General features: G+C 60.3%; 22 protein-coding genes. 12 read left to right on the top strand and 10 right to left on the bottom strand.

Translation table 11 applies throughout. The features are described 5' to 3' along the window. Positions 1-31 precede the first annotated feature (31 nt). The 6 genes from AAZQ98_RS11805 to AAZQ98_RS11780 all read right to left on the bottom strand — a co-directional run bounded on the left by AAZQ98_RS11805 (position 32) and on the right by AAZQ98_RS11780 (position 5,890). Positions 32-583, bottom strand: coding sequence for a hypothetical protein (locus tag AAZQ98_RS11805; RefSeq protein WP_402735294.1), 552 nt, complete (start codon positions 581-583; stop codon positions 32-34). Positions 584-1,003: 420 nt separating this feature from the next. Further along, positions 1,004-1,420: a GNAT family N-acetyltransferase gene (locus tag AAZQ98_RS11800; RefSeq protein ID WP_434692496.1), complete on the bottom strand. Its 417-nt coding sequence runs from the start codon at positions 1,418-1,420 to the stop codon at positions 1,004-1,006. 8 nt (positions 1,421-1,428) lie between these two features. Beyond that, positions 1,429-2,016, bottom strand: a complete 588-nt coding sequence (locus AAZQ98_RS11795) for a hypothetical protein (RefSeq protein WP_434692494.1) — start codon at positions 2,014-2,016, stop codon at positions 1,429-1,431. A gap of 4 nt (positions 2,017-2,020) precedes the next feature. Further along, positions 2,021-2,377, bottom strand: a complete 357-nt coding sequence (locus AAZQ98_RS11790) for a VOC family protein (protein WP_434692492.1) — start codon at positions 2,375-2,377, stop codon at positions 2,021-2,023. Between the two features lie 150 nt (positions 2,378-2,527). Beyond that, the gene (locus AAZQ98_RS11785; RefSeq protein WP_434692491.1) at positions 2,528-5,086 is read right to left on the bottom strand and encodes an ATP-dependent Clp protease ATP-binding subunit; all 2,559 of its coding nucleotides are present in this window, start codon (positions 5,084-5,086) and stop codon (positions 2,528-2,530) included. 129 nt (positions 5,087-5,215) lie between these two features. Next, positions 5,216-5,890, bottom strand: coding sequence for a response regulator (locus tag AAZQ98_RS11780; protein ID WP_105658609.1), 675 nt, complete (start codon positions 5,888-5,890; stop codon positions 5,216-5,218). A 313-nt stretch (positions 5,891-6,203) separates the two neighbouring features. On the opposite strand from AAZQ98_RS11780, the gene AAZQ98_RS11775 reads away from it, so the two are divergent. Then, positions 6,204-7,388 (top strand): sensor histidine kinase, encoded by a 1,185-nt coding sequence (locus AAZQ98_RS11775; RefSeq protein WP_434692488.1) that lies wholly within the window; start codon positions 6,204-6,206, stop codon positions 7,386-7,388. Positions 7,389-8,016: 628 nt separating this feature from the next. On the opposite strand, the gene AAZQ98_RS11770 is transcribed toward AAZQ98_RS11775, so the two are convergent. Continuing rightward, a complete protein-coding gene (locus AAZQ98_RS11770) occupies positions 8,017-9,222 on the bottom strand; it encodes a hypothetical protein (protein WP_105662421.1) in 1,206 nt (401 codons plus the stop codon). A 323-nt stretch (positions 9,223-9,545) separates the two neighbouring features. Here AAZQ98_RS11770 and AAZQ98_RS11765 point away from each other — a divergent pair, with 323 nt between their 5' ends. Then, a complete protein-coding gene (locus AAZQ98_RS11765) occupies positions 9,546-10,823 on the top strand; it encodes an NAD(P)/FAD-dependent oxidoreductase (RefSeq protein ID WP_434692485.1) in 1,278 nt (425 codons plus the stop codon). Positions 10,824-10,911: 88 nt separating this feature from the next. Here the strand turns inward: AAZQ98_RS11765 and AAZQ98_RS11760 are convergent, their stop codons facing one another. Continuing rightward, on the bottom strand, positions 10,912-11,679 hold the full coding sequence (locus tag AAZQ98_RS11760; RefSeq protein WP_434692482.1) for an IclR family transcriptional regulator: 768 nt from the start codon (positions 11,677-11,679) through the stop codon (positions 10,912-10,914). Positions 11,680-11,842: 163 nt separating this feature from the next. Between AAZQ98_RS11760 and AAZQ98_RS11755 the strand changes: the two genes are divergently transcribed. The 6 genes from AAZQ98_RS11755 to AAZQ98_RS11730 are packed head-to-tail and all read left to right on the top strand — an operon-like array spanning position 11,843 to position 17,715. Next, on the top strand, positions 11,843-13,207 hold the full coding sequence (locus AAZQ98_RS11755; RefSeq protein WP_434692479.1) for an MFS transporter: 1,365 nt from the start codon (positions 11,843-11,845) through the stop codon (positions 13,205-13,207). Positions 13,208-13,209: 2 nt separating this feature from the next. After that, on the top strand, positions 13,210-14,202 hold the full coding sequence (locus tag AAZQ98_RS11750; protein ID WP_434692476.1) for a C-terminal binding protein: 993 nt from the start codon (positions 13,210-13,212) through the stop codon (positions 14,200-14,202). Between the two features lie 13 nt (positions 14,203-14,215). After that, positions 14,216-15,004, top strand: a complete 789-nt coding sequence (locus AAZQ98_RS11745; protein WP_434692474.1) for an SDR family oxidoreductase — start codon at positions 14,216-14,218, stop codon at positions 15,002-15,004. After that, the gene (locus AAZQ98_RS11740; protein ID WP_434692472.1) at positions 15,001-15,693 is read left to right on the top strand and encodes a bifunctional 4-hydroxy-2-oxoglutarate aldolase/2-dehydro-3-deoxy-phosphogluconate aldolase; all 693 of its coding nucleotides are present in this window, start codon (positions 15,001-15,003) and stop codon (positions 15,691-15,693) included. Before AAZQ98_RS11745 ends, AAZQ98_RS11740 begins: the two co-directional genes overlap by 4 nt. 3 nt (positions 15,694-15,696) lie before the next feature. Then, on the top strand, positions 15,697-16,659 hold the full coding sequence (locus AAZQ98_RS11735; protein WP_434692469.1) for a sugar kinase: 963 nt from the start codon (positions 15,697-15,699) through the stop codon (positions 16,657-16,659). 33 nt (positions 16,660-16,692) lie between these two features. After that, positions 16,693-17,715: an L-idonate 5-dehydrogenase gene (locus AAZQ98_RS11730; RefSeq protein ID WP_434692468.1), complete on the top strand. Its 1,023-nt coding sequence runs from the start codon at positions 16,693-16,695 to the stop codon at positions 17,713-17,715. Between the two features lie 9 nt (positions 17,716-17,724). Here the strand turns inward: AAZQ98_RS11730 and AAZQ98_RS11725 are convergent, their stop codons facing one another. Then, positions 17,725-18,579 (bottom strand): NAD-dependent epimerase/dehydratase family protein, encoded by an 855-nt coding sequence (locus AAZQ98_RS11725; RefSeq protein ID WP_434692466.1) that lies wholly within the window; start codon positions 18,577-18,579, stop codon positions 17,725-17,727. Between the two features lie 100 nt (positions 18,580-18,679). Here AAZQ98_RS11725 and AAZQ98_RS11720 point away from each other — a divergent pair, with 100 nt between their 5' ends. The 4 genes from AAZQ98_RS11720 to AAZQ98_RS11705 all read left to right on the top strand — a co-directional run bounded on the left by AAZQ98_RS11720 (position 18,680) and on the right by AAZQ98_RS11705 (position 23,017). After that, complete coding sequence (locus AAZQ98_RS11720) at positions 18,680-19,900, top strand: MFS transporter (protein WP_434692464.1); 1,221 nt, start codon at positions 18,680-18,682, stop codon at positions 19,898-19,900. A gap of 83 nt (positions 19,901-19,983) precedes the next feature. Then, entirely contained in the window at positions 19,984-20,400 is a 417-nt protein-coding gene (locus tag AAZQ98_RS11715; protein ID WP_434692462.1) for a LexA family protein, read from the top strand. After that, the gene (locus AAZQ98_RS11710) at positions 20,390-21,682 is read left to right on the top strand and encodes a Y-family DNA polymerase (protein WP_105662424.1); all 1,293 of its coding nucleotides are present in this window, start codon (positions 20,390-20,392) and stop codon (positions 21,680-21,682) included. The genes AAZQ98_RS11715 and AAZQ98_RS11710 overlap by 11 nt, the downstream gene beginning before the upstream one ends. A 69-nt stretch (positions 21,683-21,751) precedes the next feature. Then, positions 21,752-23,017, top strand: coding sequence for a glycoside hydrolase family 3 N-terminal domain-containing protein (locus AAZQ98_RS11705; RefSeq protein WP_434692459.1), 1,266 nt, complete (start codon positions 21,752-21,754; stop codon positions 23,015-23,017). A 90-nt stretch (positions 23,018-23,107) separates the two neighbouring features. On the opposite strand, the gene AAZQ98_RS11700 is transcribed toward AAZQ98_RS11705, so the two are convergent. Beyond that, entirely contained in the window at positions 23,108-26,179 is a 3,072-nt protein-coding gene (locus tag AAZQ98_RS11700; protein ID WP_434692457.1) for a S8 family serine peptidase, read from the bottom strand. Between the last annotated feature and the right edge of the window lie 184 nt (positions 26,180-26,363).

Raw genomic sequence — 26,363 nt, 5'->3', positions numbered from 1 at the left:
GACCCATCAACGGATCATGAACGGTAATGAACTACATTTCCCAGTCCTTGCGGAGTGCCGTATCGGTGTCATCGCCATTTCTGGCCAGTACCGTCAGCTTTTCAACTTTTTCGCCGGTTGCCGCACGCTCGTTGATCTTGAGCATCATATTTCCCGAGACGAAGATCGATGCGGGCATGTCGTATTCGCCGTCGATCCATGGACCGTCAGCGAGGGTGACGACGAGTTCGCCAAGCGCAGGCGACTCGACTTTCTCAACGTAGGCGTGGGGGTCAGCGGGCAGGCATGTGCGGTAGATTTCCAGCTCAGTGATTTCAGCGCCGCATAGGGATTTGTAGGTATCGTTCATGGCGGACAGCCACTGCGTGTACTTTTCCGAGGCCCAAGCTTTGCGGTCCTCGGGATCGGCACCAGTACGAGCCCGGGTGAAAGTTCCTGAGTTATTGCCGTCTTCAGTAGCGAAGGTGACAGATTCCAATTCCGGCGAGGCCTCGCCTACGCTTTCGAACATGATTCGGCCCATCATGCGCAGCTCATCCTCGTTGGTTTCGTAGCTTTCCCGCATCTGGGTTCCAAACTTCATGCTGTTATCCAAGAAGATATTGATGGCACCAGGTGCTGGAGATTCCCAAGAAGTCATTAGGTTGTAGGGATGCAGGAAGCCTTTGGTGGACTTGATGCCAGAATTTTCTTTCCACATCTCAATTTTGGAATCTGCCCAGGCCTGTCCCGAATTGGCGTTGGTGTCCAACTCCGCGGGTCCAGGCACGGGGGCGGTTTCACCGGGCTCGCCAGTTTCAGCCGCGGGCTGTGCCGCCGGAGTGGAGCCATCGACGGAAGCCGTCGCCGAATCGGCTGGCGCTGCTTGTTCGGGAGCTGCATTGCACCCTGCTAGAAGCAAAGCCAACGATGACAGGGCAATGACCGAACGGGTGCGCAAGAATAACTCCTCATTATCGATGAATGGTCAGTCTATACAGGCCAGGCAGCGAAGGGAGAGCTGTTACGAGAATTTGGCAAAGGTCCGGATCGCACCGGCACGGAAATCCGACGCTTCCGTCAGCCCCATGGATTCGTAGAAGGCACGTTGCCCGGGTTCATCATCGGTGATCAGGACCAGCTGACGCACATGCTCATATTTCACTAGTACGGCAGAGAACAAAGCACGGCCTACGCCGGTGCGATGCGTAGATGGACGCACCAGGATGTCCTGGACATAGCAGATGGTGGCATTATCCGAGACCACGCGCACAAGGCCGATTAACTGGTGGTCTACGTCGTAGGCGTAGATTACGCATGCTGAATTCTTCAGGCCCTCGAATAGTACGTCTGGGTTGTCTGTATAGGCGCTCCAGCCCACCGCGTTGTAGAGCGAGAGTATGTGTTCCTCGGAAGGCACCTTAGTGGTGGAGAGTTCCATCGAGTCCTTTACTTTTGCGGGGAAACCGAAAGGATCTCTGCGTTGCCCAGCAACGGATGCTTCACCAGTTCTGTTTCCAATGTGTGGATGATGGCTTGGGCGGAGTCGCCGTTGTAAACGAACACCGGGCCATCATGCCGGTAGTAGACATCCTCATGCCAGCCGATTTCGCCGTCACCCAATGCATGCTGCAGGGCCCTGACTGTTGGCTCCAGATCCGAGTCCGATTCGGCCCCGAGCCTGGTTCGAAGCAACACGTACTCGCTGCTGCCTACTTCGGTGCGTTGTCCATCAATAATCAGCCAGGAACCATGCCCCAGCCCTCCATCGATGAGCGAAGAGAGCAATTCGGAGAACAGCTTCTTCGGTTCGGGGGTGGACACTTCAAGGTCAATGTCGCTGGAGATCGGCTCCTCGGCCGCGTCCAGTGTGGTCTTGGCGCTGATGATGGTTCCGGAAGACTTGTATTTGGGCAACAACGTATCGAGCAGGCCCGCCTCATGATCTTTGCGCAGGCGTTCGGTCATCGGCTGGGCAAAATGGATCTGCACCCGGTGAGTCGAAGCCTCCGATGATTTCCTGGCGAACAGCGACATGTCCTCAGTCCTCGTGTGGGTCGGAAATGCAAAAGACGATTCCGTAAGGATCGCGCATAATGGTCCAGCCAAAAGAGGGATCTTCGGTGTGGTCCTCAACGCGTGTTGCGCCAGCGGCCATGCAACGGGTGACTTCCTGCTCGCGGCTGGTGCTTGCTTCCAAGTCGAGATGAACCCGGTTCTTGCCGGCAGTGATCTCATCAACTTTTTGGAACCCCAACCTCGCGCTGAAGCCAGGGACGCTGATCATGGTGAATCCCGGGTACTGGCCCAGATATTTCCCGCCCAGAACAGCCCTCCACCAAGCCGAGGCGGCTTTCTCGTCAAGGGCATCGAGGGTGATCATTCCAATGTTCGCCATGCAGTCAAAGGTACCGGGAGTCTTCCTGCTTAGCTAGAGGTTGACTGCATTTCGGCAGCTGACTAGCGCACTTTCTAAGCGAAGAAAAGGGGCCTGCTTGGTCGGGACGGAAATCCCGAGCAAGCAAGCCCCTTTCTGGGCTATGCCGGCCTAGCTATCAAAGTAGTTTGGCGCGTGCTCGTTGTGAGCAGGTGGAGTCGGCATCTCGACTTTCTTCTGCACCTTCAGCATGCCAGCGGCGTAGTCCACCGAAACGGTGTCACCAGCGGCAAGCGAATCACTGATCAGCAGGTCGGCAATGGCATCCTGTACCTTGCGCTGTACCAGCCGGCGCAGCGGGCGGGCACCGAACTCGGGGTCGTAGCCTTCGTTTGCCAGCCACTGCACGGCAGCGTCGCTCACCTCCAGCTTCAGCTCCTGGTCCACCAAGCGAGCTTCGGTCTCGGCGATGACCAGCTTGACGATCTGGCCAATCTCGGACTGCGAGAGCTTGGAGAACAGCAGTACCTCGTCCAGACGGTTCAGGAACTCTGGGCGCATGAACTCGCGTACCTTGCCCATGACCTTGGCCCGGATTTCTCCAGCCTCGCTGGTGGCATTGGCGGAGGTGAAACCGAAGTTTCCGGCCTTGTTGGCCAAGTACTCGCCGCCGAGGTTGCTGGTCATCAGGATCAGCGTGTTGGAGAAATCGACAGTGCGCCCGGCTGAGTCGGTCAACCGGCCGTCATCGAGTACCTGCAGCAGCACGTTGAACACGTCCGGGTGGGCCTTCTCGATTTCATCGAGCAGCACGACCGAATACGGGTTGCGGCGGATCTTCTCGGTCAGCTGGCCGGGCTCGTCATGGCCGATGTACCCCGGAGGTGCTCCGATCAGGCGCGCCACGGTGTGCTTCTCACCGTATTCGCTCATATCGACGCGAACCAGCGATTCGGCCGAACCGAAGAGGTTTGCAGCCAGGGCCTTGGCCAGTTCGGTCTTTCCGACGCCGGTGGGACCCAGGAAAAGGAACGAGCCGATGGGGCGACCTGCTGGCGACATTCCGGTACGGTTGCGACGCACGGCGCGTGCCACAGCGGCAACGGCATCGTGCTGGCCGATGACCGAAGCATGCAGGGAATCTTCCAGCGAAGCCAGGCGTGCCTTGTCATCTCCCGAGATGCGCGAGGTGGGGATGCCGGTGGATCGGGAGATCACTTCCGAAATCTGCTTCTCATCCACTACCCGGGTGACCCCTGCATCGCCGGCCTCCTCGGCAGCCTTGATGCGCGCGGTCATTTCCACGATGTGGTCACGCCATGCGCCAGCTTCTTCGAATCGTTCCTCGCCGATAGCGCGTGACTTCTCGCGCTCGGCGTCGACCAATTCGGCACGCAGGGACTGCACATCCTCGGCATCTCCGGCAGCGATGGACCGCCGGGCACCGGCGATATCGATCAAGTCGATGGCCTTGTCAGGAAGCTGGCGGTCGTTCAGGTAGCGGGCAGAGAGCGTCACCGCGGCCTTGAGCGCTTCGGGGGTGTACTGCACCTGGTGGTGATCCTCGTACGATTCGCGCAGGCCGTCCAAAATGGCCAGTGCAGTCTCCTCCGACGGCTCGGCGACAGTAACCTTGCCGAAGCGCCGAGCCAGCGCGCTGTCCTTCTCCACCTTGCGGAACTCATCGAGCGTAGTGGCGCCGATCATGTGCAGCTCGCCACGCGCCAAACGCGGCTTGAGGATATTTGCGGCGTCCATATTGCCGGACTCGCCAGAGCCTGCACCTACCAGCAGATGCATCTCATCGATGAATATCAGCACCTGCCCTTCGGCTGCGGCTACCTCGTCGAGCAGGCCGGTGAGCCGCTGCTCGAAATCTCCGCGGTAGCGGGTTCCGGCGAGCATGCCCGGAAGGTCAATGGAGATCAAGGCCGCATTGCGCAGTTGGACTGGTACCTGGTCATCGATGATGGCGCGGGCCAGGCCTTCGGCAATGGCGGTCTTGCCCACGCCTGCCTCGCCAATCAGCACCGGGTTGTTCTTGGTGCGACGGGCCAGGATTTCAATAACCTGATCCAGTTCCTCCTTGCGTCCGATCACCGGATCAATCTGGCCGTCGGAGGCCAGCAGGGTCAGATCGGTTCCGTAGCGTTCGAGCATGGACACATCGGACTCGGAATCGGACTGGTTCTGGGCATCGTTTTGGCCACGCTGGGCCTGCTCCATGGCGGCTTGCTGCAAGGACTGGCCGGTGATGCCGTGCTGCGCCAGGAGCTGGCTGACCGGAGATTCCGGGTTGAAAACGAAGGCCAGGAAAAGATGATCCGGGTCGATGTAGGTCGAACCGTAGTTACGAGCAACCTGATAGGCATCAAAGAGGCTGCGCTGAGCTGCCGACGATAGGTGGGATGGCTTCTCGCCCTTCTCCTGGGACTTGGGCATGCGCGCGATGGCATCTGCACTCAAAGCCTCGATGTCGATACCCATGGCGGTCAGGTGCTCGCCGACTGGTTCGGTGCGCAGCAGAGCCATCAGGAGGTGCAGGGAATCAATCTCGTCGTGGCCATGCTCCTGGGAAATCGCTGCCGCGGTGGCTACCGCTTCGTGGGTGCGGGCGGAAAGCAGGCGCGTGAGGTCGATGGGACGTGCTGCCTGAGCACGTGAAGACAGGAATCGAGAGAGGAATTCCTCAAACGAGCCATCTGACGGTGCGCCGAAAAATGCTGGCAAGTGAGCCTCCTAATAGAAACTTGAGCGGTCTATGCTCATGTTCAACGCATATGGCGCGCAGATATTCCCGAACCGGCCGGGCAAGGTGTCAAAGAGGTTGACTTCACACTAACAGCTGGAAAGCAGACGCTAGTCTTTCGGGATTTCGATGAGGCCCATACGCGCGGCCGCAACCAGGGCCTGGACCCGATCGCGAACATTCAGCTTAACGAAAATCTTCGCCATATGGGTTTTAACCGTGGTTTCGGAAATAGTCAGAGTTCTTGAAATCTCGGTATTGTTTAGCCCGCGTGCGAGCAGTTTTAGAATCTCGAATTCCCGATTGGTAATTCCCAAGTCATAGGCCAGTTCTTGAATGTCTTGGGAATTATCCCGGTAAGCTTCGCGAACCGCAGAAACTAGATCAGAAGAAACCGACGGGGAAATGGCTGCAGTTCCTTGGTGAACGGCATGGATCGCATGAATAATTTCATCTGGTTCAGAGTCTTTTACCAAGTATCCGCTGGCCCCAGCGGTCAGTACCGGAACCAGATAGTCGTCAGAAGAAAAGGCGGTAATGGCAAGCACTGAGGGGCTGTCTTCGGCAGATTTGATTGCTTTAGTAGCGCTAACCCCGTCCATTATCGGCATCTGCAAATCCATGAGCACAACGTCCACTTGATTGCCGCTGCAATACTCGACGGCGGCCTGTCCATTTTCAACAGAATTAACCGTTACAATTCCGGGGTCTGTTGCTAGGATTGTGCCCAACGCATGCCGAATTAGAGGTTCATCATCGACAATAAGGACCTTTATTTGTTCCATCTGATTCCTCTGATTCGATGCGGGTGGCCTCATGTTGGCCTGTTCACCTGAAAGTATATAAGTTGATCTGATGTGGAGTTTGTTATGAAGGGTTTGAAAATGCTGGCCGTAGCAGCATTAGTTCTGGCACCATTGACCGCCGTGGCAGCTCCTGCATCTGCCGCGAGTTCTCCAGCCTCCAGCAGTGGCAACGTTGCTACTCCTGCTGGCTTTGGCTCAGCCTTCTCGGAGTGGTTCTGCAAACGCTACGGCGTCGCCTGCCCATAACGCGGTTTATTTGACTTGATCATCTGAGCCGGGAATTATTCGGCATATGAATGGACGACTAAAGGACACCCTGACCAAGCTCTTCGCTGGTCGGGGTGTCATTGTTTGGACTGGTATTGCGGTTCTGATCGCGGTTTCCAGTAGCGAGTTCGTGACTCTGCTGGAAGACGGATTTAGTGGTTCGTCGGATATTTCGGTTCGAGGCGCGTTGCTCGGCGTTGGACTGTGCGCAATTCTTGCGCTTGGTCTTCGCTGGGTTGCCGTATCCGTCGGATTGTTTGTGGCAGTTGCCTATTTCTTCCTCACGGACGGCGCCTTGTTCTTCTGGACTGTCGTTTCATTCATGATTTTTTCGGCGCTGGCAGCTACGGCCAGTGCCATGAGCGTTAGGGCCTTATTCCTAACCTTGTCCGCAGCGTGGATGGTGCAGTTCGGCATCCAGTCCGGGCAAGACGCGGTTCTGCTTGTCGGGATTGCCCCGTTGACGGCGATGGCGTTCTTCTTAACGAGGAATATTTACTTGCTGCGAGAGAAGAACGAGCTCGCTCTTCGGCAAATGCATACGGTCAAAGAGCAGACTCGTCTTGCTGTCGACCGGGAGCGAAAGAACATCGCCCGGGATCTGCACGATATTGTCGCGCATGACATCACGGTCGTGGCCATGCAGTCGAAGGCCGCGAAATTCGCAAACGATGGGCAGAAGGCCCTCGAAGCTCTGGATGTCATCGCCAAACTGAGTACTGAGACTTTGCACGATTTACGCCTGATGCTCAATGTCCTGAGGGCTGATGGGACCATGGCAGATCCCTCGTCCCAGGGCATTGATAAGCCGGCCGCTACTACTGTTTACGCGCTTCAGGGTGCAGAACTTTTCGTTCAGAGGCTAAAAGAGGCAAATTTCGAGGTGAGCTCCACCACTGACGAGAGAATTTCCGAATTGCCCCGTTCTGCACAGACTGCGATTTATCGGGTCATGCAAGAAGGTACAACAAATGTGATAAAGCACGGTGCCTTGGGCGGGAAGTGCACCTTCGAACTCACGGTCCAAGGGGCAGAGGGCATCCTGGAAATTACTAATCAGATGGGGAATTTCGACAAGAAGGCGAGTGGGTTGCCCGAAGGCGGGACAGGCCTGATTGGCATGGGTGACAGGATGCGTGCATTTGGTGGAAAGTTTGCAACCAGTTCCGAAAACGGTGTTTGGGCACTGCGCGCAAGTATCCCATTCTGACCCCTGCCCTCCTACTAAAGTATGATTTCGGATTTTCGCAGGACGCGATAAGTTAGACATGTATCGGTGAAGACCGATCACCGGGAAGGTACTTGGTGGTGTTTTGCGAGTGGCATCACTAAGGATCCGAGGGTGATTAAAAGGTACGTTGCATTGCGTAAACGGACTGATCTTTCATCGGCGCTGTGCCCCCATCGCACGCCGTTGTCTGTCAGTAATGCAACGTACCTTTTATAACTTAAACCCAGCCCGTGTTTCTGCGTTCTGCCTCACGCCTCAGGTCGGAATGGGCCTGCGTGGCGGGGTGTTGCGCCTATGGAGAGCATTTCCTGTCTGGGAAACGAGCGCGCATGAGTACCCAGGTGGATACGGTTATTTGGCAACAATAAGGCCTGGCCGTGGAGCCTAAGGGCGGCTTTGATAGCAAGACGGCAGATGCTGCGATCAACGCAGAAGCAACCGCAGATTCTTTGGCCGTGAAGGCCGGCAAACCAAGCGGGGACCATGGTTCGATCGCCTGCCGTGGCACGACGCCGAGCTGGCCACGCGCATCGGCTAGTCGATGAATCAACGGCAAAGGGTGCGAGAACTCGAATTAGCTCTCGCACCCTTTGCCGTTGATGGTGGTCTAAACCTCGGAAGCCTCTGCCTCTTGGGTGTCTTTCAAAACATGATCAGAGACCTTGGCCAGCGCTCGTTCCAGTGAAGAGCGCAAGACCACAGGAATCGTGATCTCGTCATTGATCTCGACAAGGCCTTCGCGTTCGAAGACGCGCAGCAGGGACTCGACCTGGGGGACAACCTCCTCAAGGCTGGCAATCAGGTGATGCTGCTCGGCGGGAAGGTCATCTTCGGTCGGAACTTGCAACGCGAACTCGGCACGTGGCGGTGTCGATGATGCGGCATTGCTCAACACGCCGGCTACCATCTCGGCGATCTGCGCCTTGCCCGGCTGCTCCAAGGTGTTGATCAGGATGTGCGAGTAGAGAACCTCTGCGATCAGCTCCTTGACCAAGCGGGCGCCTTGTCCGCTGGATGCCAGCAGCGCATCGCTGAGCGACTCGGTTGGGGTTGCGTTCGGTTCCTGGTAGCGCAGCATGGCCGTGCCGATCAGGGCGTCCCAGTATGCCGATAGGCGTGGAATGTCGGCCAGCGAAGAAACGGCAGTGCCGTCTTCCGGCTCCCACTGGGCATCCTCTGGAACGCCGGCGGATTCATCGACCTTGACGAACAGGCCCAGCGCGCTGGCCGCATCCTGCAGCGTATCGCCGGTGAGTACGCCAGCTGGGGTGGTCGGCTTGCCTTCGCCAACCCAGCTGATCAACTCGCGAGCCGCAAAAACGAAGGGCATCGCTTCGAGGCTGCCGTTGGCCTCATCATCTTCGAGATAGGGTGCCACGATGGGTGAATCGCCAGCCATGCGGGAGAGGAATTCGAAAGTCTGCTTGAAGTCATCCACGCTTCCGCCGAAATTAGCGGTCGTGCCCAGGAAAGTCAGGTAATGCTTGAGGATCGCAGCGCTGGCTTCCGAAACTTCCTTGCCCAGCGACGTCAAGTGGCCCAGCTGTTCACCCAGAATCGTCGGATCCAGGGTTTTGACGTCAACGCTCTGGCGCAACTGGGCATGCACGGTCAGCAGGGTAGTGAGGCCTTCGAGCGCTGCGCGGGTCTCGCTGGCTGCCTGGCCCTCTTCGTGGAAGTGGCGGAAGAGCGAGGACTTGAACGGCTGAAGAGCTTGGCGCACTTCAGATTCAAAAGGCACGCTGCTGGCGCCGGAACGGCGGGCGGGATGACCCTGGGCAGGCTTCTTCTTGGCTGGTTTACGTGAGGCCATGAGTGTGGTGCGGTTCCTTAGAAATGGCTGATCGGCGGGATTGGTAATTCGCTTCTCTCCAGTCTACGCAGGACGCGCTGGGGGCGAAGTTTCCGATGGGCGATAGTGATGCAGCCTCTGGGGAAAGTTCCCGCATGGGAGGAAGTACTTGTTGAAAGTTCGGAATAGGCAATCATTTTCCGCATGAAACACGAACCTCCTGCCGGTGTGGTGGCGCTCACCGTCGAATCGTCAGGACGCGTTGATTTTCCCTGGGGATCGCGCGACAGTGAAGACATGCGGGCTCGTGTGGAGAGGCCGTCGAAATGCTAGGAGAGTGGATCATGGCTGGAGTAGGCGTGCCAGATCATGTCGTTGTTGTAGGCGCTGGCTTTGTTGGCCTGTCGACCGCTTGGTACCTGCAGGAAGCGGGCATTAAGGTCACCGTCGTGGATCGCGGCGGCGTCGCGTCCGGTTCCTCTTGGGGTAACGCCGGCTGGTTGACCCCAGCGCTGACCCTGCCCATCGCAGAGCCTGCAATTTTCAAGAACGGCCTGAAGATGATGCTCGACCCGGCATCCCCGCTGTACATTCCGCTGAAGGCCGATGCCAAGTTGCTCCGCTTCCTGATCGGTTTTGCCTGGCACTCGACCCCGAAGAAGTGGGAAGAAGCCATGCGGGTCTACTCGGAAATCGGCGCGACCGGTTTGGATGCCTTCGACGAAATCGCGCAGGCGACTTCGGCAGGGCCGGGCGTGCAGGAGCCGGCCAAGCCGGCAAATCCATTCTTGACCGGATTCACCTCGCTCAGCGACCGCGATGCGCTGCTGCATGAATTCGAGATGATCGAGAAGACCGGCGGCGAAGTTGATTACGAATTGCTCACCGGCGACGAGTTGCGCGGCATCGAGCCGACCCTGTCCAATAAGGTCGCTGCGGGCGTAGCCATCAAGAACCAGCGCTACATCAACCCGCCGAAATTCATGGATTCGCTGGCCGAATCCGTCATCGCCCGCGGCGGCGACATCATCGGAGCCTTCAACGTCACCGATGTGCGCGACAATGGCGGCTCGGTCACCGTCATCGGTTCCGAAGGCCGTTCAATCACTGCGGATCACGTGGTGCTGGCTACCGGTGCTTGGATGACCGACATGGCCAGCAAGTTCGGTGTGAACGTTGTGGTTCAGGCAGGCCGCGGCTATTCGTTCACCGTTGAGCCGGAACACATGCCAACGCACCCGATCTACTTCCCGACCCAGCGCGTTGCCTGCACCCCGCTGGGCGATCGCTTCCGCATCGCCGGCACCATGGAATTCCGCGACGCCAACCACAAGCTGGAGCCGAAGCGCATTGAGGCCATCGTTGCCGCTGCGACCCCGGTCTACCAGGGGATTAACTGGGAGAACCGCAAAGAAGAATGGGTGGGTGGACGCCCATGCACCGCGGACGGCATGCCACTCATTGGCCAGACCGGATCCTCGCGCGTATCGGTTGGCGGCGGCCACGGCATGTGGGGCGTTGCGCTGGGACCGCTGACTGGCAAGATCCTGGCTGCCCAGATCGCTGGCCAGCAGGTTCCAGGCATCGCCCGGCACTTCAACCCCTTGCGCAAGGGGTTCTAAGCGTTTCGGTCCACACCCGGAACGAATAAACAACCGGCTTGCGGTGCATCATGGAGATGCGCTGCAAGCCGGTTTTCCTTTGCGGAATTCAGGACCATTGTTCGCGGAAGTGCGGGGGCATCCGGCGCGCAAACTCCGGTTCGTAGGACTGCAGCAAATCAACCAGTTCCGCGATCCGCTGTTCAGTCATGTAGACGCTGGGTGCAGAGATGGAAATAGCGGCCATTGGCGTTCCGTCCCGGCCGCGGATGGCGATCGCCGCGCAAATCAATCCGAGCTCGTTTTCCTGATTGTCCAGAGCATAGCCAAGTTGGGCGATGCGCGTCAGCTCGGCGTCGAAGTCATCGACGTTCTTCACGGAATACTCGGTCACAGTGCGCGAAGGATCGAATTGCTTCAAGGCTTGTTCGCGAGGCAGATGCGACAGCAGCATTTTTCCCATTGCGGTGGTCTGCGTCTGGAAGCGTGAACCCGGGCGGGAAGCCATCTCGAACCCCCGGCTGCCTCGCGATTTGGCAAGGTAGAGAATCTCGTGATCTTCCAGAACGCCCAGGTGGCATGTTTCCTTGGTTCGAGCAGAGATCTCTTGGAGCATTGACTGGATTTCCTGCGGCAGGTCCATGGCCTCCTCTGCCTGCGAGCCAAGTTCCATCAGCTTGAGGCCAAGCTTGTAGTGATGGTCTGAAGTGAGGGTCAAGAACTTCTTGGCAACGAGCGAGGACAGCATTCGGTGCGCCGAGGAACGGCTTGCCCCGGCTGCTTTGGCTATCTCATCAAGGCGCTCATGGCCCGCTGCAACAAGATCCAGAATCTCCAAGCCGCGCTCCAAGGTCTTGGATCCACTGATGTTTTCCATGGTGATAGTCAATCATGACATCGCGGGTATCCCGTTTCCGGGGCACTGTGCACAAATATTTCGAACCGGGTTATTGCCTAGGTCACATAATGCGCTACAGTCATCTTATTCAAAACTGGGATGCCATCCCTATAAATGGGATTCGAAGAAACGGAACGGTAAAATGAGCCAGAACAATGATGTTCAAGTGGGTGACCCCACTTCCGCTAACTCAACGGCGGATCACCAGCCTGATCAGGCTAACGTGCGCCGTGCGGCCTGGGCCGGACTCGTCGGCACTGCACTGGAGCAATATGACTTCGTCATCTATGGAACTGCTTCGGCAATCATCTTCAACACCATCTTCTTCCCCAACGTCTCTCCGGCGATCGGAATCATCTCGTCGTTCGGCGCGTATGCCGTAGGGTTCGGGGCGCGTCCGCTGGGCGGCTTGTTCTTCTCTCGCTTCGGCGATCGCTTGGGACGTAAATGGGTTCTGGTGAGCACCTTGTTCCTGATGGGCATCGCCACCTTCGCGATTGGCTTGCTGCCTACCTATGCTCAGGCCGGTATCTGGGCGCCTATACTTCTGGTCGCCTGCCGATTCCTGCAAGGCTTCGGCGCCGGGGCAGAACAGGCCGGCGGTGTTGTCCTGCTTGCTGAAACAGCGGCCAAGGGACGCCGAGGCCGTTTCGCCTCATTGATCTTCGTCGGCGCGGCAGCGGGCACGGCCATCGGTGCAGTCGTCTGGATTCTGGTCCAGATGCTTCCCGAGGAAGCACTGCTCTCCTACGGTTGGCGCCTGGTGTTCTTCTCGTCGATCTTCGTGACCATCGCCGCCTACATCATCCGCCGGCGCCTGAAGGAATCGCCGATCATGGAAGAGCTGCAGAAGGATGCAGATGCCGAGCAGCGAAAGCAGTCGCCGGTCAGCGAAGTGTTCAAGCACGGACGCCACGGCCTCTTCCGGGTCTTCTTCATGAATGTCGGCGCCAACGCCCATTCCTATATCTTCCAGACCTTCATGGGCGCGTACCTTATTACCTATTTGAGCGTGGACGCCACATTCGTTCCGAAAGTCCTGTTCATCGGTGCCTTGTTCGCCTGCGTATCGGCGGTCGTGGCCGGTATTCTCTCCGACAAGTTTGGCCGCCGGCCCGTCTACCTGTCGATCACGCTGTTCCTGCTGGTCTTCCCGTTCCCGGCCTTCATGATGCTCAACAGCGGGAGCACCTTCTGGATGGCCGTGGTGATCATCCTCGGTTTCATCTTCGCCGCCCAGGGCACCGTTGGCGTGCAGGCCGCTTACTTCCCGGAGCTCTTCGGTTCCCGCTACCGCTATGCCGGCGTGGCGCTCGGCCGCGAATTCTCAGCCGTCTTCGGTGGCGGCATCGCGCCGTTGATCTGTTCGGCGCTGGTGACCTGGGCATCGGGCTCGTGGTGGCCAGTGGCGATTTACATGATGGTGATGATGGCCATCACGGTCATTGCAACTATCAAGTCCCCTGAAACCCGCGACCGCGACCTACGCCTGAAAGAAGACGCCTGAACATGAGCATCAAGATCCTGATCACCGACTGCGACCACGACTCCATCGATGTCGAACGCGCCGAAGCCCGTAAAGCCGGGGTCGAACTGGAACTGGCGCAATGCACAACCGAGGAAGAGGTGATCGCCGCCGCTGCTGATGCCGACGGCATTGTGGTGCAGTATGCGCCGATCACCGCCAAGGTCCTGGACGCGCTTCCGCGGCTCAAGTCCATCGGCCGATACGGAGTAGGCGTGGATACCCTCGATGTCCAGGCAGCTACCGACCGCGGAGTCGTCATTTCCAACGTTCCCGACTACGGTACCGAGGACGTCTCGGACCATGCGATTGCCTTGGCGCTCACGCTGGGACGTGGCACGGCGCGGCTGGATCGCGAGCTTCGCGCCGGCGGTTTCTCGCTGGAGTCGGTGAAGCCGCTGCATCGCTTCAACACCCGCGTTTTCGGTGTCCTGGGCCTGGGCCTCATCGGCTCAGCTACCGCGCGCAAGGCCAAGGGACTGGGATTCACAGTGATCGGCACCGATCCGATGCGCGAAGCCGGGACCGTTACCGACGAAGGGGTGGAAGTGGTTAGCCAAGCTGAGCTGCTGGCTAGCGCCGACTTCATCTCCCTTCATGTTCCCTTGAACTCGCACACCCACCACCTGGTTGATGATTCATTCCTGGACCAGATGAAAGACGGCTCGGTGCTGCTCAATACCTGCCGCGGAGGAGTTGTCGACACCAACGCTGTGGTGCGGGCGCTGCAATCGGGCAAGCTCTACGGCGCCGGACTGGACGTGTTCGAAGAAGAGCCGCTTCCTGAACACCATCCGATCCTCAGCGAACCGAATGTCGTGCTCACTCCGCACGCCGCGTGGTACTCCGAAGAGTCCTACACCGAGCTGAAATCCAGGACTATCGGCAATGTGATCGACTTTTGCGCCGGGAAGAGCCCGCGCAATATCTATAACCCGGACGCGCTAAAGGCTGTTCGCCAGCCAGCTTCCAACTAAGAAGGACCATCTCGTGAGCAAAAGCAGCGGGGCAAGCACGCCTCCTATCCCCAATCCCATGGACCTGAGCGGTTCCACAGCCGTCGTCACCGGAGCGTCGCGCGGCATCGGGTTGCACATTGCCCTTGGCCTGCTTCGCCAAGGCGCCAACGTGATTACCATGCAACGCGGCCCCGTGGCACCGGAACTTGCCGAACTGGCCGCCGGAACGGGCCGCATTGCCCAAGCCTATCCGGTGGATCTGTCGGACCCGGACTCCGTGGCCGCTGCTGCGCAGGCGGTACTCGCCGAGCACCGGGTGGACATCCTGGTGAACAATGCAGGAACGCAGATTCGCCATGATTCGGTTGAATTCCCGCTGGAGGACTTCGACACGGTGATGAACGTCAATGCGCGGGCAGTGTTCCAGCTGTGCCAGCTTTTCGGTGCCCCGATGCTTGAACGGGGAACCGGGAAAATCGTCAATCTGGCCTCGATGCTCACCTTCCAAGGCGGACTGCGGGTTCCCGCTTATGCGGCGTCCAAGGCGGCTGTGGGACAGCTGACCAAGGCGCTATGCAATGAGTGGGCCGGCAGGGGCGTGAACGTGAACGCAGTCGCTCCGGGATACATCGCCACGGAGATGAACAGTGCGCTCATCGCCGATGAAGCGCGCAGCGAGCAAATCCTGGGGCGCATTCCGGCTGGACGCTGGGGAGCAGCGGATGACTTGGCCGGAGCCGTGCTGTTCCTGGCTAGCCCTGCCGCGCAGTACATTCATGGCACCATCCTGGCAGTTGATGGGGGATGGCTGGCACGATGAGCTCCAAACTGGAAACAAGCAATGGCACGCAACGGATTGGAATCCCCGGGACCTTGCGGGAAAACCCGGTGGTCGCAGTGCTTCGAGCGGGGCATGCAGAAGAATATGCGCCGGTGATCGAAGCGCTCGTGGCCGGAAACGTCACCAACATCGAGTTGACCTTGAGCACTCGCGGGGTCTTCGACCTGCTGCCGGAAATTTGCGCGGCCTTCGAAGGCCGGGCGCAAATCGGCGTAGGCACGGTGACTTCAGTGCAGCAGGCCGCCAGGGCGATTGATGCCGGCGCCCGGTTCATCGTCACCCCAGTCACGGACACCGCCGTTGTCCATGCCTGCGTGGAGGCAGGGATCCCGGTCTTCCCCGGAGGGATGACCCCGACAGAGCTTTATGGAGGCTGGAAGGCCGGCGCCAGTGCCGTCAAGATCTTCCCTGCCTCGCAGGTCGGTGCCGGCTACGTCAAGGACCTGCGGGGACCATTCCCCGGCATCGAGGTCATTCCCTCCGGTGGTGTCGGCATCCAGGACGCCATCGAGTGGGTCAAGGCCGGCGCGGTGGCCGTATCGGTCGGGGGACCGCTGCTGGGGGATGCCTTTAGGGGCGGAGACCTGGCGGCGCTTACCGATCGGGCCGTTGCGCTCAGCGCCGCAGTACGCGAAGCCCAAGAGCAAATGCGGGAAGCAGGCAAGTAGACCTTGAACGGAACACAGCCATATACCGATGTGGTGACCATCGGGGAGACCATGGCGCTGATGCGCAGCTCCATCCCCGGCCCGCTGGCCCATAACTCGCAGCTGGGACTGGGCATCGGAGGGTCGGAATCCAATTTCGCTATTGCCCTGCGCCGATTGGGAACCAGCGTCAGCTGGGTGGGAAGGGTCGGGCAGGATGCCCTGGGCGACCTGGTGCAGCGAGAAATTCGCGGTGAAGACGTCAATACCCTGGTCGCGCGCGACCCGGATGCCGCCACGGGATTGATGATCAAGGAATCGCGCACCACGAAACACCAGAAAGTCTACTATTACCGCCAAGGGATGGCCGGATCGCGGATCACTCCTCGGGACCTGCCGCGCGAGGTGATTTCGCGTGCCAAGGTATTGCACCTGACGGGAATCAGCGCGGCACTGTCCGATTCGTCGCTTGAGACGGTGCACGCGGCCATCGGCATCGCCCGGGAAGCCGGGGTCACGGTGGTCTTCGACCTGAACTACCGTGCAGGGCTCTGGGACGAAAGTGCAGCCCGGTCCGCTTACCGGCAGATCCTGGCCAAAGTCGACGTCGTTTTCGCGGGAGACGACGAGGCGGCTATCGCGCTTGGATACCCTGCTGAGCCCGAGCAGCTGGCCCGGGATTTGATTGCCCTGGGTCCCAAGGACGCCGTCATCAAGTTGGGTGCTCGCGGCTGCGCGGGCGTGATCGACGGTGCCTACTACGAGTGCGAGGCGATCAAGGTCAGGGCGGTGGATACCGTCGGAGCAGGTGACGGGTTTGTCGCCGGGTATGTGGCAGAGATGCTCCAGGGACTGCCGCCCGCGGCGCGACTGGATACTGCGGTGCGCACCGGCGCCTTTGCCTGCCTTGTTCCGGGGGACTGGGAAGGAATGCCGCGACGCGAGGAATTGGGGCTGCTGGGGCTGGACGAACCAGTAATCCGCTAAGGGCTGGACAGGGATGAAGACCAGGAGAGCAGCATGAAAGCAGTGGTGGTCCATGGGGCCATGGACTTGAGAATCGAAGACATCCCGCGCCGCAGGCCAGGAGCCGGAGAAGTTGCGATTGCGATATCCTATGGCGGCATCTGCGGCTCTGATTTGCACTACTGGCAGCACGGGCGCAATGGATCTTTTGAAGTGCGTGAACCCTTGGTGCTTGGGCATGAAGTGGTAGGCCGCGTGGCGGAGCTCGGCGAAGGCGTCACTGGATTCGCCCCAGGAGATCCCGTGGCAATCCATCCCGCCTCGCCGAGTCCCGAGCCGGGTGCGGCGCCATGCGGATTGCACCTGGCCGATGGCGGGACCTACCTTGGCAGCGCAAGCACGCATCCGCATACCCAGGGCGGGATGTGCGCGGAACTTCTGGTTGGAGCGCGGCAGTTGCGCAAGCTGCCACCGGGGCTGCCGCTGCGCACCGCGGCGCTGGCTGAGCCATTGGCCGTCGCCCTGCATGGGGTGGACCGGCTGGGGGAGCGGGTTCGAGGCGCACGCTGCTTTGTCAGCGGCGCTGGCCCCATTGGGTTGCTGGCCGCGGCTGTGCTCAGAATCCGCGGGGCGGCGTACGTAGCCATAGCCGACCTGCAGCCCCGTGCGCTGGCAGTTGCCCAGCTGCTGGGCGTGGACGAGACCCTTGATGCCAGCCGGGGCGCTAAACCGGAATCCATGGGCTTCGATCTCGGGATCGAAGCCGCCGGGGCTGTGGCCAGCCTGCAGACGGTCTTGGACGCGGTCCGCCGCGCCGGGTCAGTGCTCCAGCTAGGAATCCTGCCGCGCGATCCAGCCCCGGTAGGGCTGTCGGAAATCGGCCTGCGCGAACTGGCAGTGTACGGTTCCCAGCGATTCGAAACGGAATTGGACGAAGCGCTGGAGCTGCTTGTTGCGCACCCGGAGCTGGAACATGCCATTAGCCATGTGTTCGACCTGGATCAGGCAATCGAGGCATTTGAAGTGGCCGCCGATTCCGCAACGTCGTCGAAAGTCCTGATCCGGTTCGGGCAGTAGCACTGCGGGCTAGGCGTGGCGGGTTGATGCCCCGGCAAGGATCGCGCGGTAGCCTTCGGCAAATCCTGGATACTGCAGTTCAAGCCCGCTGGCTAGCAGCTTGGAATTATCGAGCCGGCGGTCGGCAGCACGTCGAGCCGGGGCTTGTCCTGCCTCTTCCGGCGCAGGCAAATCAAGTTCCTTGGCCAAAAACTGGTAGACCTCGCCCAGCTGGGCTGGGGTGCTGTCACTGGCCAGGTAGAGGCCAGCGGCTTGCTCTCCCAGCGCCGCAACGTGAACGATGGCCGCGGCCAGGTCATCGCGGTGGATGCGGTTGGTCCAATGCGAGCCCGCGGGAATCTGTGCGGCTCCGGCAGTGACATGATCGATGAGCCGGGTGCGGCCCGGGCCGTAGATTCCCGACGCCCGCAGGATTGTTACCGGCAGGCCGCTGCCGGCGAGCGCTGCCTCGGTGTGCGCGAGGACCTGCGCGGTGGGGCTAGCTGGGGCAAGCGGTGCCGATTCGTCGACGAGTTCTCCGTTGGCGCCGCCCATCACTGCGGTGGAGGAGATGTAGATAAGCCGGCGAAGATTGGGGCATTGGGCTGCCAGCCGGGAAGCCAGTTCTTTGGCGACCTGCAGATAGCCGCGTGTGTAGCCATCGGCATCGCGGGTGGCCGGCACGGGAGTGAGCACGACGATTTCGGTCTGCGGATCGATGCTTGGCCACTGGGCGGCATCGAGCAGGTCTACGCTGTGGCCGGTAAATCCTGCGGGCAGCTTCTGGCTGTTGCGCCGCCAGCCGGTGATGCGATGGCCCTCCTGCTGGAGCCGCAGTCCTGCCTCGGTGGCGACATCTCCGCAGCTGACCAGTAATACTTTCACGAGACTCCTTTGGCGCGATATGTCTTCGGAGGCGAATCCCCCTACCCATAGACTAGAACCTTTAGGCCAGCGTGGCATGCGCGCGGAGGAAGGGGGCCAGATGCAGTCTTCGGTGCGTTGCGTCCTGTTCTGCGTGGTTGCATTGCTCTCCATGCTCGGCGAGGGCATGGCGGTCTTTGCCTTGACCCTGGAATCCGCGGATCAGTTGGGGTCCTGGGGCGTAACCGCGTTGTTCCTCGCCGGCTTGGTTCCGCCGATCCTTGCCGCTCCGGCTATAGGGCGTTGGGTGGACGGGGCAGCCCTTTTCCGGGTGTGGATCCTGAACCTGTGCGTGCATGTGGCGATTTTCGCGGTGATGGCCATTGCCTCCAATATCTTCGCGAGCCTCGCCTTGATGCCTGTGGCCAGTATTTGCGCGGTGGTTAACGGATCGGTCATTTTCAAGATCATTCCGCGCATCCGCGGAGGCTTCAGCATTGCTCGTGCCAGCAGCTTCCTTGTCGTAGCGACGTCCCTGGCGGGAATCATCGCGCCGGCGATAGCTTCACTCGTCTTCGCGAAATCGGGGATCGGCGCGGTGCTTTGGTACGCGGCGGCAGGATTCCTGGCACTGGCCCTGGCAGCCATCTTCCTGTCCCGCTCGCAAGCCGCCGGCGCGACAGGAACAGACGCAGCGAACGAACCGGATCAGGGTGGACCGGTATCGTCCGGTGGAGCTGCATTGACGCGCAATCCACAATTGCGGATCTTGCTGCTCCCGGTAGCGGCGATCGTGCTGTTTACCGCAGCAGAAGGCGTTTCGGGGGTGTTCTACCTGCGCGGGATCACCGATAACGACACTGGATATGCGGTATTGCTCGGCGCCTGGTCCGTGGGCGCAGTGTTCGGTTCCCTGCTGGGAGGCAATCGCCGCTTCGGTACCCGAAGCGCCTTGCCGATTCTGCTCGGCGGAGGGCTGGTGGGCGCCGCGATCCTCACGGAAGGGCTCTGGGCCAACGCGGCTGGCCTGGCCTTGGTGTTCCTTGCCGGCGGGCTGGGCAATGGACTGCACAATACTGGAGTGCGAACAGCCATTTACGAATACGTGCCGGAAGCCCGCCATGGCGCTGCTTGGGCGCAGCTGCGGATGCTCATCAACATCATGGTCGCATTGGGCTATCTCATCGGCACCCCGGGATTGCTGATTGGCCCGGCCAGGGCAATTATCGTGATCTCCGGTGCCGCGACGCTGCTGGTTATCGTTTTATCCGCCGCTCTGTACAGCTGGAAAGCACAGGCCAGGGTCCACGGGAGGCCCTCCGCCACGGAGCCCCGGGACTAGCGCGCTCGCCGGAAACATGAAGGTTGCTGGATAACACGCTACAATTCAAGTATTCGAATATTTGTACTAGAAAGTGGTGGGGTGTGGCTGAAGAACAGGAGCTGATGCCTCCGGGAGCAACCCAAGGGCCGGTCCAAGCGGTATCCGCGATGGGCTTCCCCTCGCCAGCACGCGATTATTTTGACGGCGGACTGGACCTGAACCGGTTGCTGGTCCGTGACCGTGTCTCCACCTTCATCATGCGCGTCTCGGGCCACGCCATGCAGTCAGCTGGCATCTTCGACGGCGATGAAGTGATCGTCGACCGTTCACTGGCCGTGCGCCACGGCTCTGTGGTCATCGTCAACCTCAACGGGCAGATGCTGGTGCGCCGCTGGCAGATTGACGGCCACCAGGTTGGGCTGCTCAGCGACGAATCGCCCCTGCCCGTAGTACTGGCCGAAGGCGATGAGGTCAGCGTCTTCGGCGTCATTACCAGGTGCCTGCATCATGTCCGCTGACCACGTATCCCTGGTGGACGTCAACAATTTCTACGTCTCCTGCGAGCGGGCCTTCGACTACTCGCTGCGCAATCGTCCCGTGGTGGTGCTGTCGAACAATGACGGCTGCGTGGTGGCCCGTTCCCAGGAAGCCAAGGATCTGGGCATTCCTACCGGAGAACCCTTCTTCAAGGTCCAACGCTATATGGACTCCCACAACCTTGCGGTGCGGTCGAGCAACTATGAACTGTACGGGGACATTTCTGCCCGGGTCATGGAATTGCTCGGACGCTTCGGGACCTGGCACGAGGTGTATTCCATCGATGAATCTTTCGTCGGCTTGGAAGGCAACCTGGAGCAGGTGCGCAGCACCGCGGCCCAGATCCGTGCCGCCATTGACAAGACTATCGGGGTGCCAGTCTGCGTGGGTGTCTCATCCACCAAGACCCTGGCGAAGCTGTCCAACCATATTGCCAAGCACAATCCGGGACTGGGCGGAGTCTGCGTCCAGCAGCTCATGGATCCCGAGGTCCTGGGCAGTATCCTGAACCGGGTTCCAGTCACCGATGTCTGGGGCGTGGGCCGCAAAACCGGTGCCAAGCTGGCAGCCATGGGCATTGAATCCATCGCGGACCTGCAAGCGGCTGACCCATTGGCGATCCGCAAGAAGTTTTCTGTCGTCTTGCAGCGCACGGTCTTCGAACTCAACGGGCAACGTTGCATCGGTCCGGTGGAGGAACGCGCGGATCGCGGCCAGGTCATGTTCACCCGTTCCTTCTCCACGCCGGTGCGCACCTATGAAGCGATGGAAGAAGTCATGTCCATCTATGCGCAGAAGGCTGCCGGCCGTTTGGCGCGCGAAGGCCTGTACGCTTCATTGCTTACCGTCACCGCGGGCACCAGCCGCTTCGCCCGGGGAGAGGCCTCATTCCCCAGTGCCCAGGTGCGCCTGCCGCGTCCGACGCGGGATCCCATCGTGCTCAGCAAGCTGGCAATTGCCGCGATGCGGGATCTGATGAAACCGGGAATGGACTATGTCCGCGGGGGAGTGATCCTCTCCGGGCTCAGCGATTCTCCGGGCGAGCAACAGCTGGACCTCTTTGGCCAGAGTCCCGATCCGGCTGCCGAGGAACAAGAGAACGTCTCTTCGGTAGTCCAGGATATCTCCCTTCGATTCGGTGCTAAATCCATTGGCCTGGGGCATGCCGGGATGGCCAAAATCCCTGAGTGGTCGATGAAACGAGAGCATATTTCGCAGCGCTACACCACCGACTGGGATGAACTGCTGGTGGTGCGTGCCTAGCGTTCTGCCAACGGCAAAAGGTTCTCGGCTCTTCGGCAACTTCGCAGTTTACGGTGGGAGGATGATCTCATGACTACCCGTGCCAAGCAGCTCATGTCAGTCGGAATCCTGATGACGGTGATGCTCGCTAGCTGCAGTGCGCCGAATGCCCAAGAACCAGCTTCGAGCACGTCCGCGGGCAGTTCCAGCAGCCCGAGCAGTACGAGGACTCCTGCGCAGCAGGCAACTCCCAGCCCGTCCGGCAACTCCGGGGCCGAAGAAAGCCCATCGCCTAGCCACAGCCAGGAGCCCTCGCTGCGCCAGCAAGCAGAAGCGCTGGCCGACGAGCTGAGCGCCAGCGAACAGGCAGCGAGCCTCGTGATGGCCGGTGTCCCGGCAACTGGAGCAACCGCTGCGGAAATTTCTGCGATGAAGAAGCAGGGAATTTCCAATGTCTTCCTGCGTGGCCGTTCGCAACTGCCGGTGAAGCAGACCGCCGCCCAGGTCCAGGAAATTACCCAGGGCTTGGAGTCCGGCATTCCCGGGCAATTGCCGGTCTGGGTGGCCACCGATCAGGAAGGGGGTTTTGTCCGGGTGCTCCAGGGCCCCGGGTTCACCGAACTGCCGACTGCGTTGACGCAGGGAGGGTGGCCTGTATCGAAGCTGGAGCGTGAAGTGGGCGTCGCCGGGAAAGAACTGGCTGAAGCCGGCATCAACGTGAATCTGGCTCCGGTGGCTGACGTTGTTCCTTCCAGTATCGGCACCGGCAACGCACCCATCGGCTACTTTGGCCGCGAATACGCGCATGACGCCTCGGGGGTTTCCAAGGCCATTTCGACGGTGAACGAAGCGCTGCGCTCCGAAGGCGTGCAACCGGTAGTCAAGCACTTCCCCGGATTGGGCCGGGTCGCTGGGAACACCGATACCAGTACCCAGGTGACCGATACGAAGATCGATGCGGACTCCAGCGATCTGCAGCCATTCGAGCAGGCTATCGAGCAGGGCAAGTCCTGGGTCATGGTCTCCAACGCCCGCTACTCCCGGCTCGATGGAAAGAACGATGCACCGTTCTCTTCGAAGATCATCACCGGATTGCTGCGTGAGCAAATGGGGTATGGGGGAATCGTGATTTCCGATGACTTGTGCGAAGCCAAGCAGGTCGGCTACCTGCCGGTGGGCGAGCGCGCAGTGAAGTTCGTGGCCGCCGGCGGAACTGTTCCGCTATGCGTAAAATCGGCTCCGGCCATCACCATGGCGAAGGCCCTGGCAGCCGAGGCCAAGGCCGATGGGAAATTCGCGGCCCAGGTAAGAGAAGCCGCAGTACTGGTTCTCGAAGAGAAGCTGCGCATGCAATAAGCTGCGCGGCTGGATCTTAAAGGTGTAGGCCCGGGGCTCTTCCTTACTCGCTAGGAAGTGCCCCGGGCCTGCTCTTGGGAGGTGGAAGGCCTACTTCTTGCCCTTCTTCTTTCCGTCCGTTACTTCCAGAACCTGTGCACGGTCATCATTGCCGTTGTGCAGGTGAAGCAACAGTGCCTTCGATGCCTTGGTGCTGTCGGCAACGGTCACCGGGATCTGGGTACCGGACAGATCGGTGAACAAGGTGCCTTCTGCACCGAAATCAACCTGTGGCGCTGCCACGTTGAAGTCGATCCAGTCGGTCTGGTCAACCGGGATCATCGAGCCGTTCTCATCGGTGTTGTACCAGGAGTAGCCCAGCACACGGTAGGAGATCTCCGCCGAATCCTCATCGAGCCCCAGGGCTGACAGGGAGATCGGGAAGACCGCTGCATTGGTGTCGAAGCTGTTGGTATCGACATCGCCGAGCATGCCGTTCACTGGCTGCAGATCAACTTGCTCGCCGGTGGCGAGGTTGAAGGTTGCTGCCAGGTCAAGGTCAACTTCGTCGAATGCGGCGTTGAAGGTAACGAAGTCGGCTTCGCCGTCGCCATTGGTATCGATCTCGACATCCAGCTCGGTGCCGCCAGCCAGATGGGCCCAGTTGGCCCAGGTGGAGATGCCGACGTTCAGCAGGCCATCAGCCACGCCGGTGCGGGCAGCGGTGCTCGATGCGCCAACGTGCTGCAGGTCCACGGAACGGGCCGCCGGGATGCTGTCCAGCGAATCGTCGCCGCGTTCACTCGAAGCCCCCAGCTCGAAGGCACCGAGCAGGGAGGTCGCCGAAGTAGCGCCCTCGCCAGCAGTGATGTCCTTGCCCTTCAGGCTCAGGGTGGTGGTATCCGCGCCCTTCTTCAGCTTCTTGAGCTTGCCCTCCATGTCAGCAGCCAGCTTGGGTGCTGCCTGGACTGGAATGCGCAGGGTCGGAGCATCGCTGGCAGTCAGCTCGACGCGACCACTGGCATCGGCAACCCAGGCACGAGCCAGACCGGACTGGCTGGTAGCCATGGTTGGATCGATGGTCTTGGCCCACTGCTGCGGGTCAACGCTCAGGGTGACGTTCAGCTTGGCGCTGCCACCGGCCGGCACGGTGACGCTGCTGCGATCCAAGGTGAAGCTTGCGCCTGGGATCTCGGTAGCGGCCACGTAGTTGGCGTCGTAGCTCTGCGCCTTGCCGCTGGTGTTCTCAATGGTGATTTCGCGCTGCGCGCTGAACGGCTTCTTGCCTCCCAGCTCGATAACGCCGAAGACCACGCTGGTCAGATCCGCTGCCTCGGAATCGTAGGCGAAAGCAGGGCTCTGGAGTGCTGCATCGGCCATCACGCGACCGGAACCAACACGGTTCGGACCGTAGGCTTCGCCATTGGCGGCCTTGATGTCGGTGGCCGCGGTGTTCATGATGATGCTCTTGGCTTCATATGGGGTGTAGTCGCTGTCTTCCAGAACCAGCGCGGCGATACCAGCAACCAATGGAGTCGCCATCGAGGTACCGGTCATCACGGCGGTGCCGGTACCGGTGCCCACGCCAACCGAGCCGATCTGGGTACCTGGGGCAGCCACATCCGGCTTGACCACGCCGTTGGAACCGTGGACTCCACGCGATGAAGAGGAATTCAGCGTGTCTGCAACGCCGGACTCGCTGGAGGAACCGCCAACGAATTCGGGGGACAGGGTAACCTGAAGCGTGCCAGCTTCAGCTGCTGGGCGCAGCTTGTTCGACTCGTCCAAGGTGAACTGCGCACCTGGGATGGTCGCGTTGCCGGCGATGCCTGCATCGAACAGGTTGCTTTCTGCATCCAAGAGGACACCGGTGGCACCGGCGGCTTCAGCGTTGTTGAAGCGGGCGCCGGAACCGCAAGGGAACTCGCCGTTCTCGCTCCACTGCAGCCAAACCCACTTGCCTTCCAGTGAACCTTCTTCGAAAGCGTCGCAACCGAATGCGTTATCGGCCGGAGCCATCACTGCTTCTCCGGACAAGGCGGCCGGATCAGCATTGGTGTAGTTGAAGTTCGCCGAGTACTGGCCCGAGGCCGAACCGGCGACATTGTCGGGACCATCGACCTGGATCTTGTCCAGGGTGACGTGCGAGCCAACGGAGTTGGCTACGGTCAGCGAGGAACGCGAGTTGCCCGGCGAACCGCCCACGTCGGTGACATCGCCGGCGTTGCCGGAAGCGACAACCGAGAGGATGCCGGCTGCGCTCAGGGCGTCGACAATGTCATTTTCAGGGTCATTGGCCGGGGAATGATCCGAACCAAGGGACATGTTGACCACGTCGGCGCGGTCCGAGAAGTCGCCGTCGCCGTTCGGATCAAGTACATAGTCCAGTGCTTGGCCAACCACGGCGGAGGAGCCGCCGCAGCCGAAGACGCGGATGCCGATGAGCTGCGCGTCAGGGGCCGAGCCCGGGCCGACCTTCATCTGCGCCAGCGCGTCGGCGTCCAGCGAGGAATAGTCCCCGGTGAAGGTCGAGCCATCGGCGTTGACGCCATAGCCTGCGGTGGTTCCGGCAACGTGGGAGCCGTGTCCGGCAGCTTGGCAGTCAAGCGGGTTAGGGTCCGGATGCGGAATTGGCTGGTAGGTGGGATCGTCGGAGTTGGCGTTGTAGTCATCGCCAACCAAGTCCCAACCGCCAATGAACTTGTTGGTGTCGATCAGGCCCGAATCTGCACCGGGCAGCTCATCGGAGGCCTGGGCTTCCTTGTAGCCTTCCAAGGTGCCCGGGCCGCCGAAGCTGGCATGGGTGTAGTCCACGCCGGTATCCAGTACAGCTACCTTGACGCCATCACCGGTCTTGTCCAGGGACTTCCATGATTCCAGGGCGCCGGTGTCAACTACCGAGCTGCGGTTGGAGGGCTTCTTGGGAACGATGGAGCTGATCTTGGCAACGTCGCTACGCTGTGCAAGCTTGCGCAGATCAGCGGCATCACCGGTCAGCGCGACACCCTGCAGTGCGTTGTGCGTGGTGTAGATGACCTTCGAGTTGGCCTCGGCTGCCAGCTGCTTGCCCTTGGCCTTGACCTCCTTGCCGATCTTCTTGACCTTGGCAGTGTCCTTCTTCTTGCCGGACTTCTTCACCGTCTCGAAGGCGCCATCACCCTGGAACTGAACGAAAACAGACACTTCACCAGTTGATTTGGCAAGAGGTCCGGAGACTTTCAGGTTGGACAGCGCTGATGAACTGGTGATTGGCAGGGACGCGGCATTTTCGCCGTCGCCTGGTTGGGGGATTCCTGCTGCGCTTGCCGGTCCTGACAAGGTAACAGCCAGTGCAAGCGCAGTGGCTGATCCCAAAATCAGGCGCGGC

Source organism: Glutamicibacter sp. Je.9.36, assembly GCF_051129975.1.
Lineage (GTDB): Bacteria > Actinomycetota > Actinomycetes > Actinomycetales > Micrococcaceae > Glutamicibacter.
The sequence above is the reverse complement of the archived record's forward strand: the minus strand, read 5'-3'. Positions and strand labels throughout refer to the sequence as shown.

Coding starts and splice junctions, on each gene's coding strand:
- AAZQ98_RS11805 (WP_402735294.1), bottom strand. CDS start 583: ATGAAGTTTGGAACCCAGATGCGGGAAAGCTACGAAACCAACGAGGAT.
- AAZQ98_RS11800 (WP_434692496.1), bottom strand. CDS start 1,420: ATGGAACTCTCCACCACTAAGGTGCCTTCCGAGGAACACATACTCTCG.
- AAZQ98_RS11795 (WP_434692494.1), bottom strand. CDS start 2,016: ATGTCGCTGTTCGCCAGGAAATCATCGGAGGCTTCGACTCACCGGGTG.
- AAZQ98_RS11790 (WP_434692492.1), bottom strand. CDS start 2,377: ATGGCGAACATTGGAATGATCACCCTCGATGCCCTTGACGAGAAAGCC.
- AAZQ98_RS11780 (WP_105658609.1), bottom strand. CDS start 5,890: ATGGAACAAATAAAGGTCCTTATTGTCGATGATGAACCTCTAATTCGG.
- AAZQ98_RS11775 (WP_434692488.1), top strand. CDS start 6,204: ATGAATGGACGACTAAAGGACACCCTGACCAAGCTCTTCGCTGGTCGG.
- AAZQ98_RS11770 (WP_105662421.1), bottom strand. CDS start 9,222: ATGGCCTCACGTAAACCAGCCAAGAAGAAGCCTGCCCAGGGTCATCCC.
- AAZQ98_RS11765 (WP_434692485.1), top strand. CDS start 9,546: ATGGCTGGAGTAGGCGTGCCAGATCATGTCGTTGTTGTAGGCGCTGGC.
- AAZQ98_RS11760 (WP_434692482.1), bottom strand. CDS start 11,679: ATGGAAAACATCAGTGGATCCAAGACCTTGGAGCGCGGCTTGGAGATT.
- AAZQ98_RS11755 (WP_434692479.1), top strand. CDS start 11,843: ATGAGCCAGAACAATGATGTTCAAGTGGGTGACCCCACTTCCGCTAAC.
- AAZQ98_RS11750 (WP_434692476.1), top strand. CDS start 13,210: ATGAGCATCAAGATCCTGATCACCGACTGCGACCACGACTCCATCGAT.
- AAZQ98_RS11740 (WP_434692472.1), top strand. CDS start 15,001: ATGAGCTCCAAACTGGAAACAAGCAATGGCACGCAACGGATTGGAATC.
- AAZQ98_RS11730 (WP_434692468.1), top strand. CDS start 16,693: ATGAAAGCAGTGGTGGTCCATGGGGCCATGGACTTGAGAATCGAAGAC.
- AAZQ98_RS11720 (WP_434692464.1), top strand. CDS start 18,680: ATGCAGTCTTCGGTGCGTTGCGTCCTGTTCTGCGTGGTTGCATTGCTC.
- AAZQ98_RS11710 (WP_105662424.1), top strand. CDS start 20,390: ATGTCCGCTGACCACGTATCCCTGGTGGACGTCAACAATTTCTACGTC.
- AAZQ98_RS11705 (WP_434692459.1), top strand. CDS start 21,752: ATGACTACCCGTGCCAAGCAGCTCATGTCAGTCGGAATCCTGATGACG.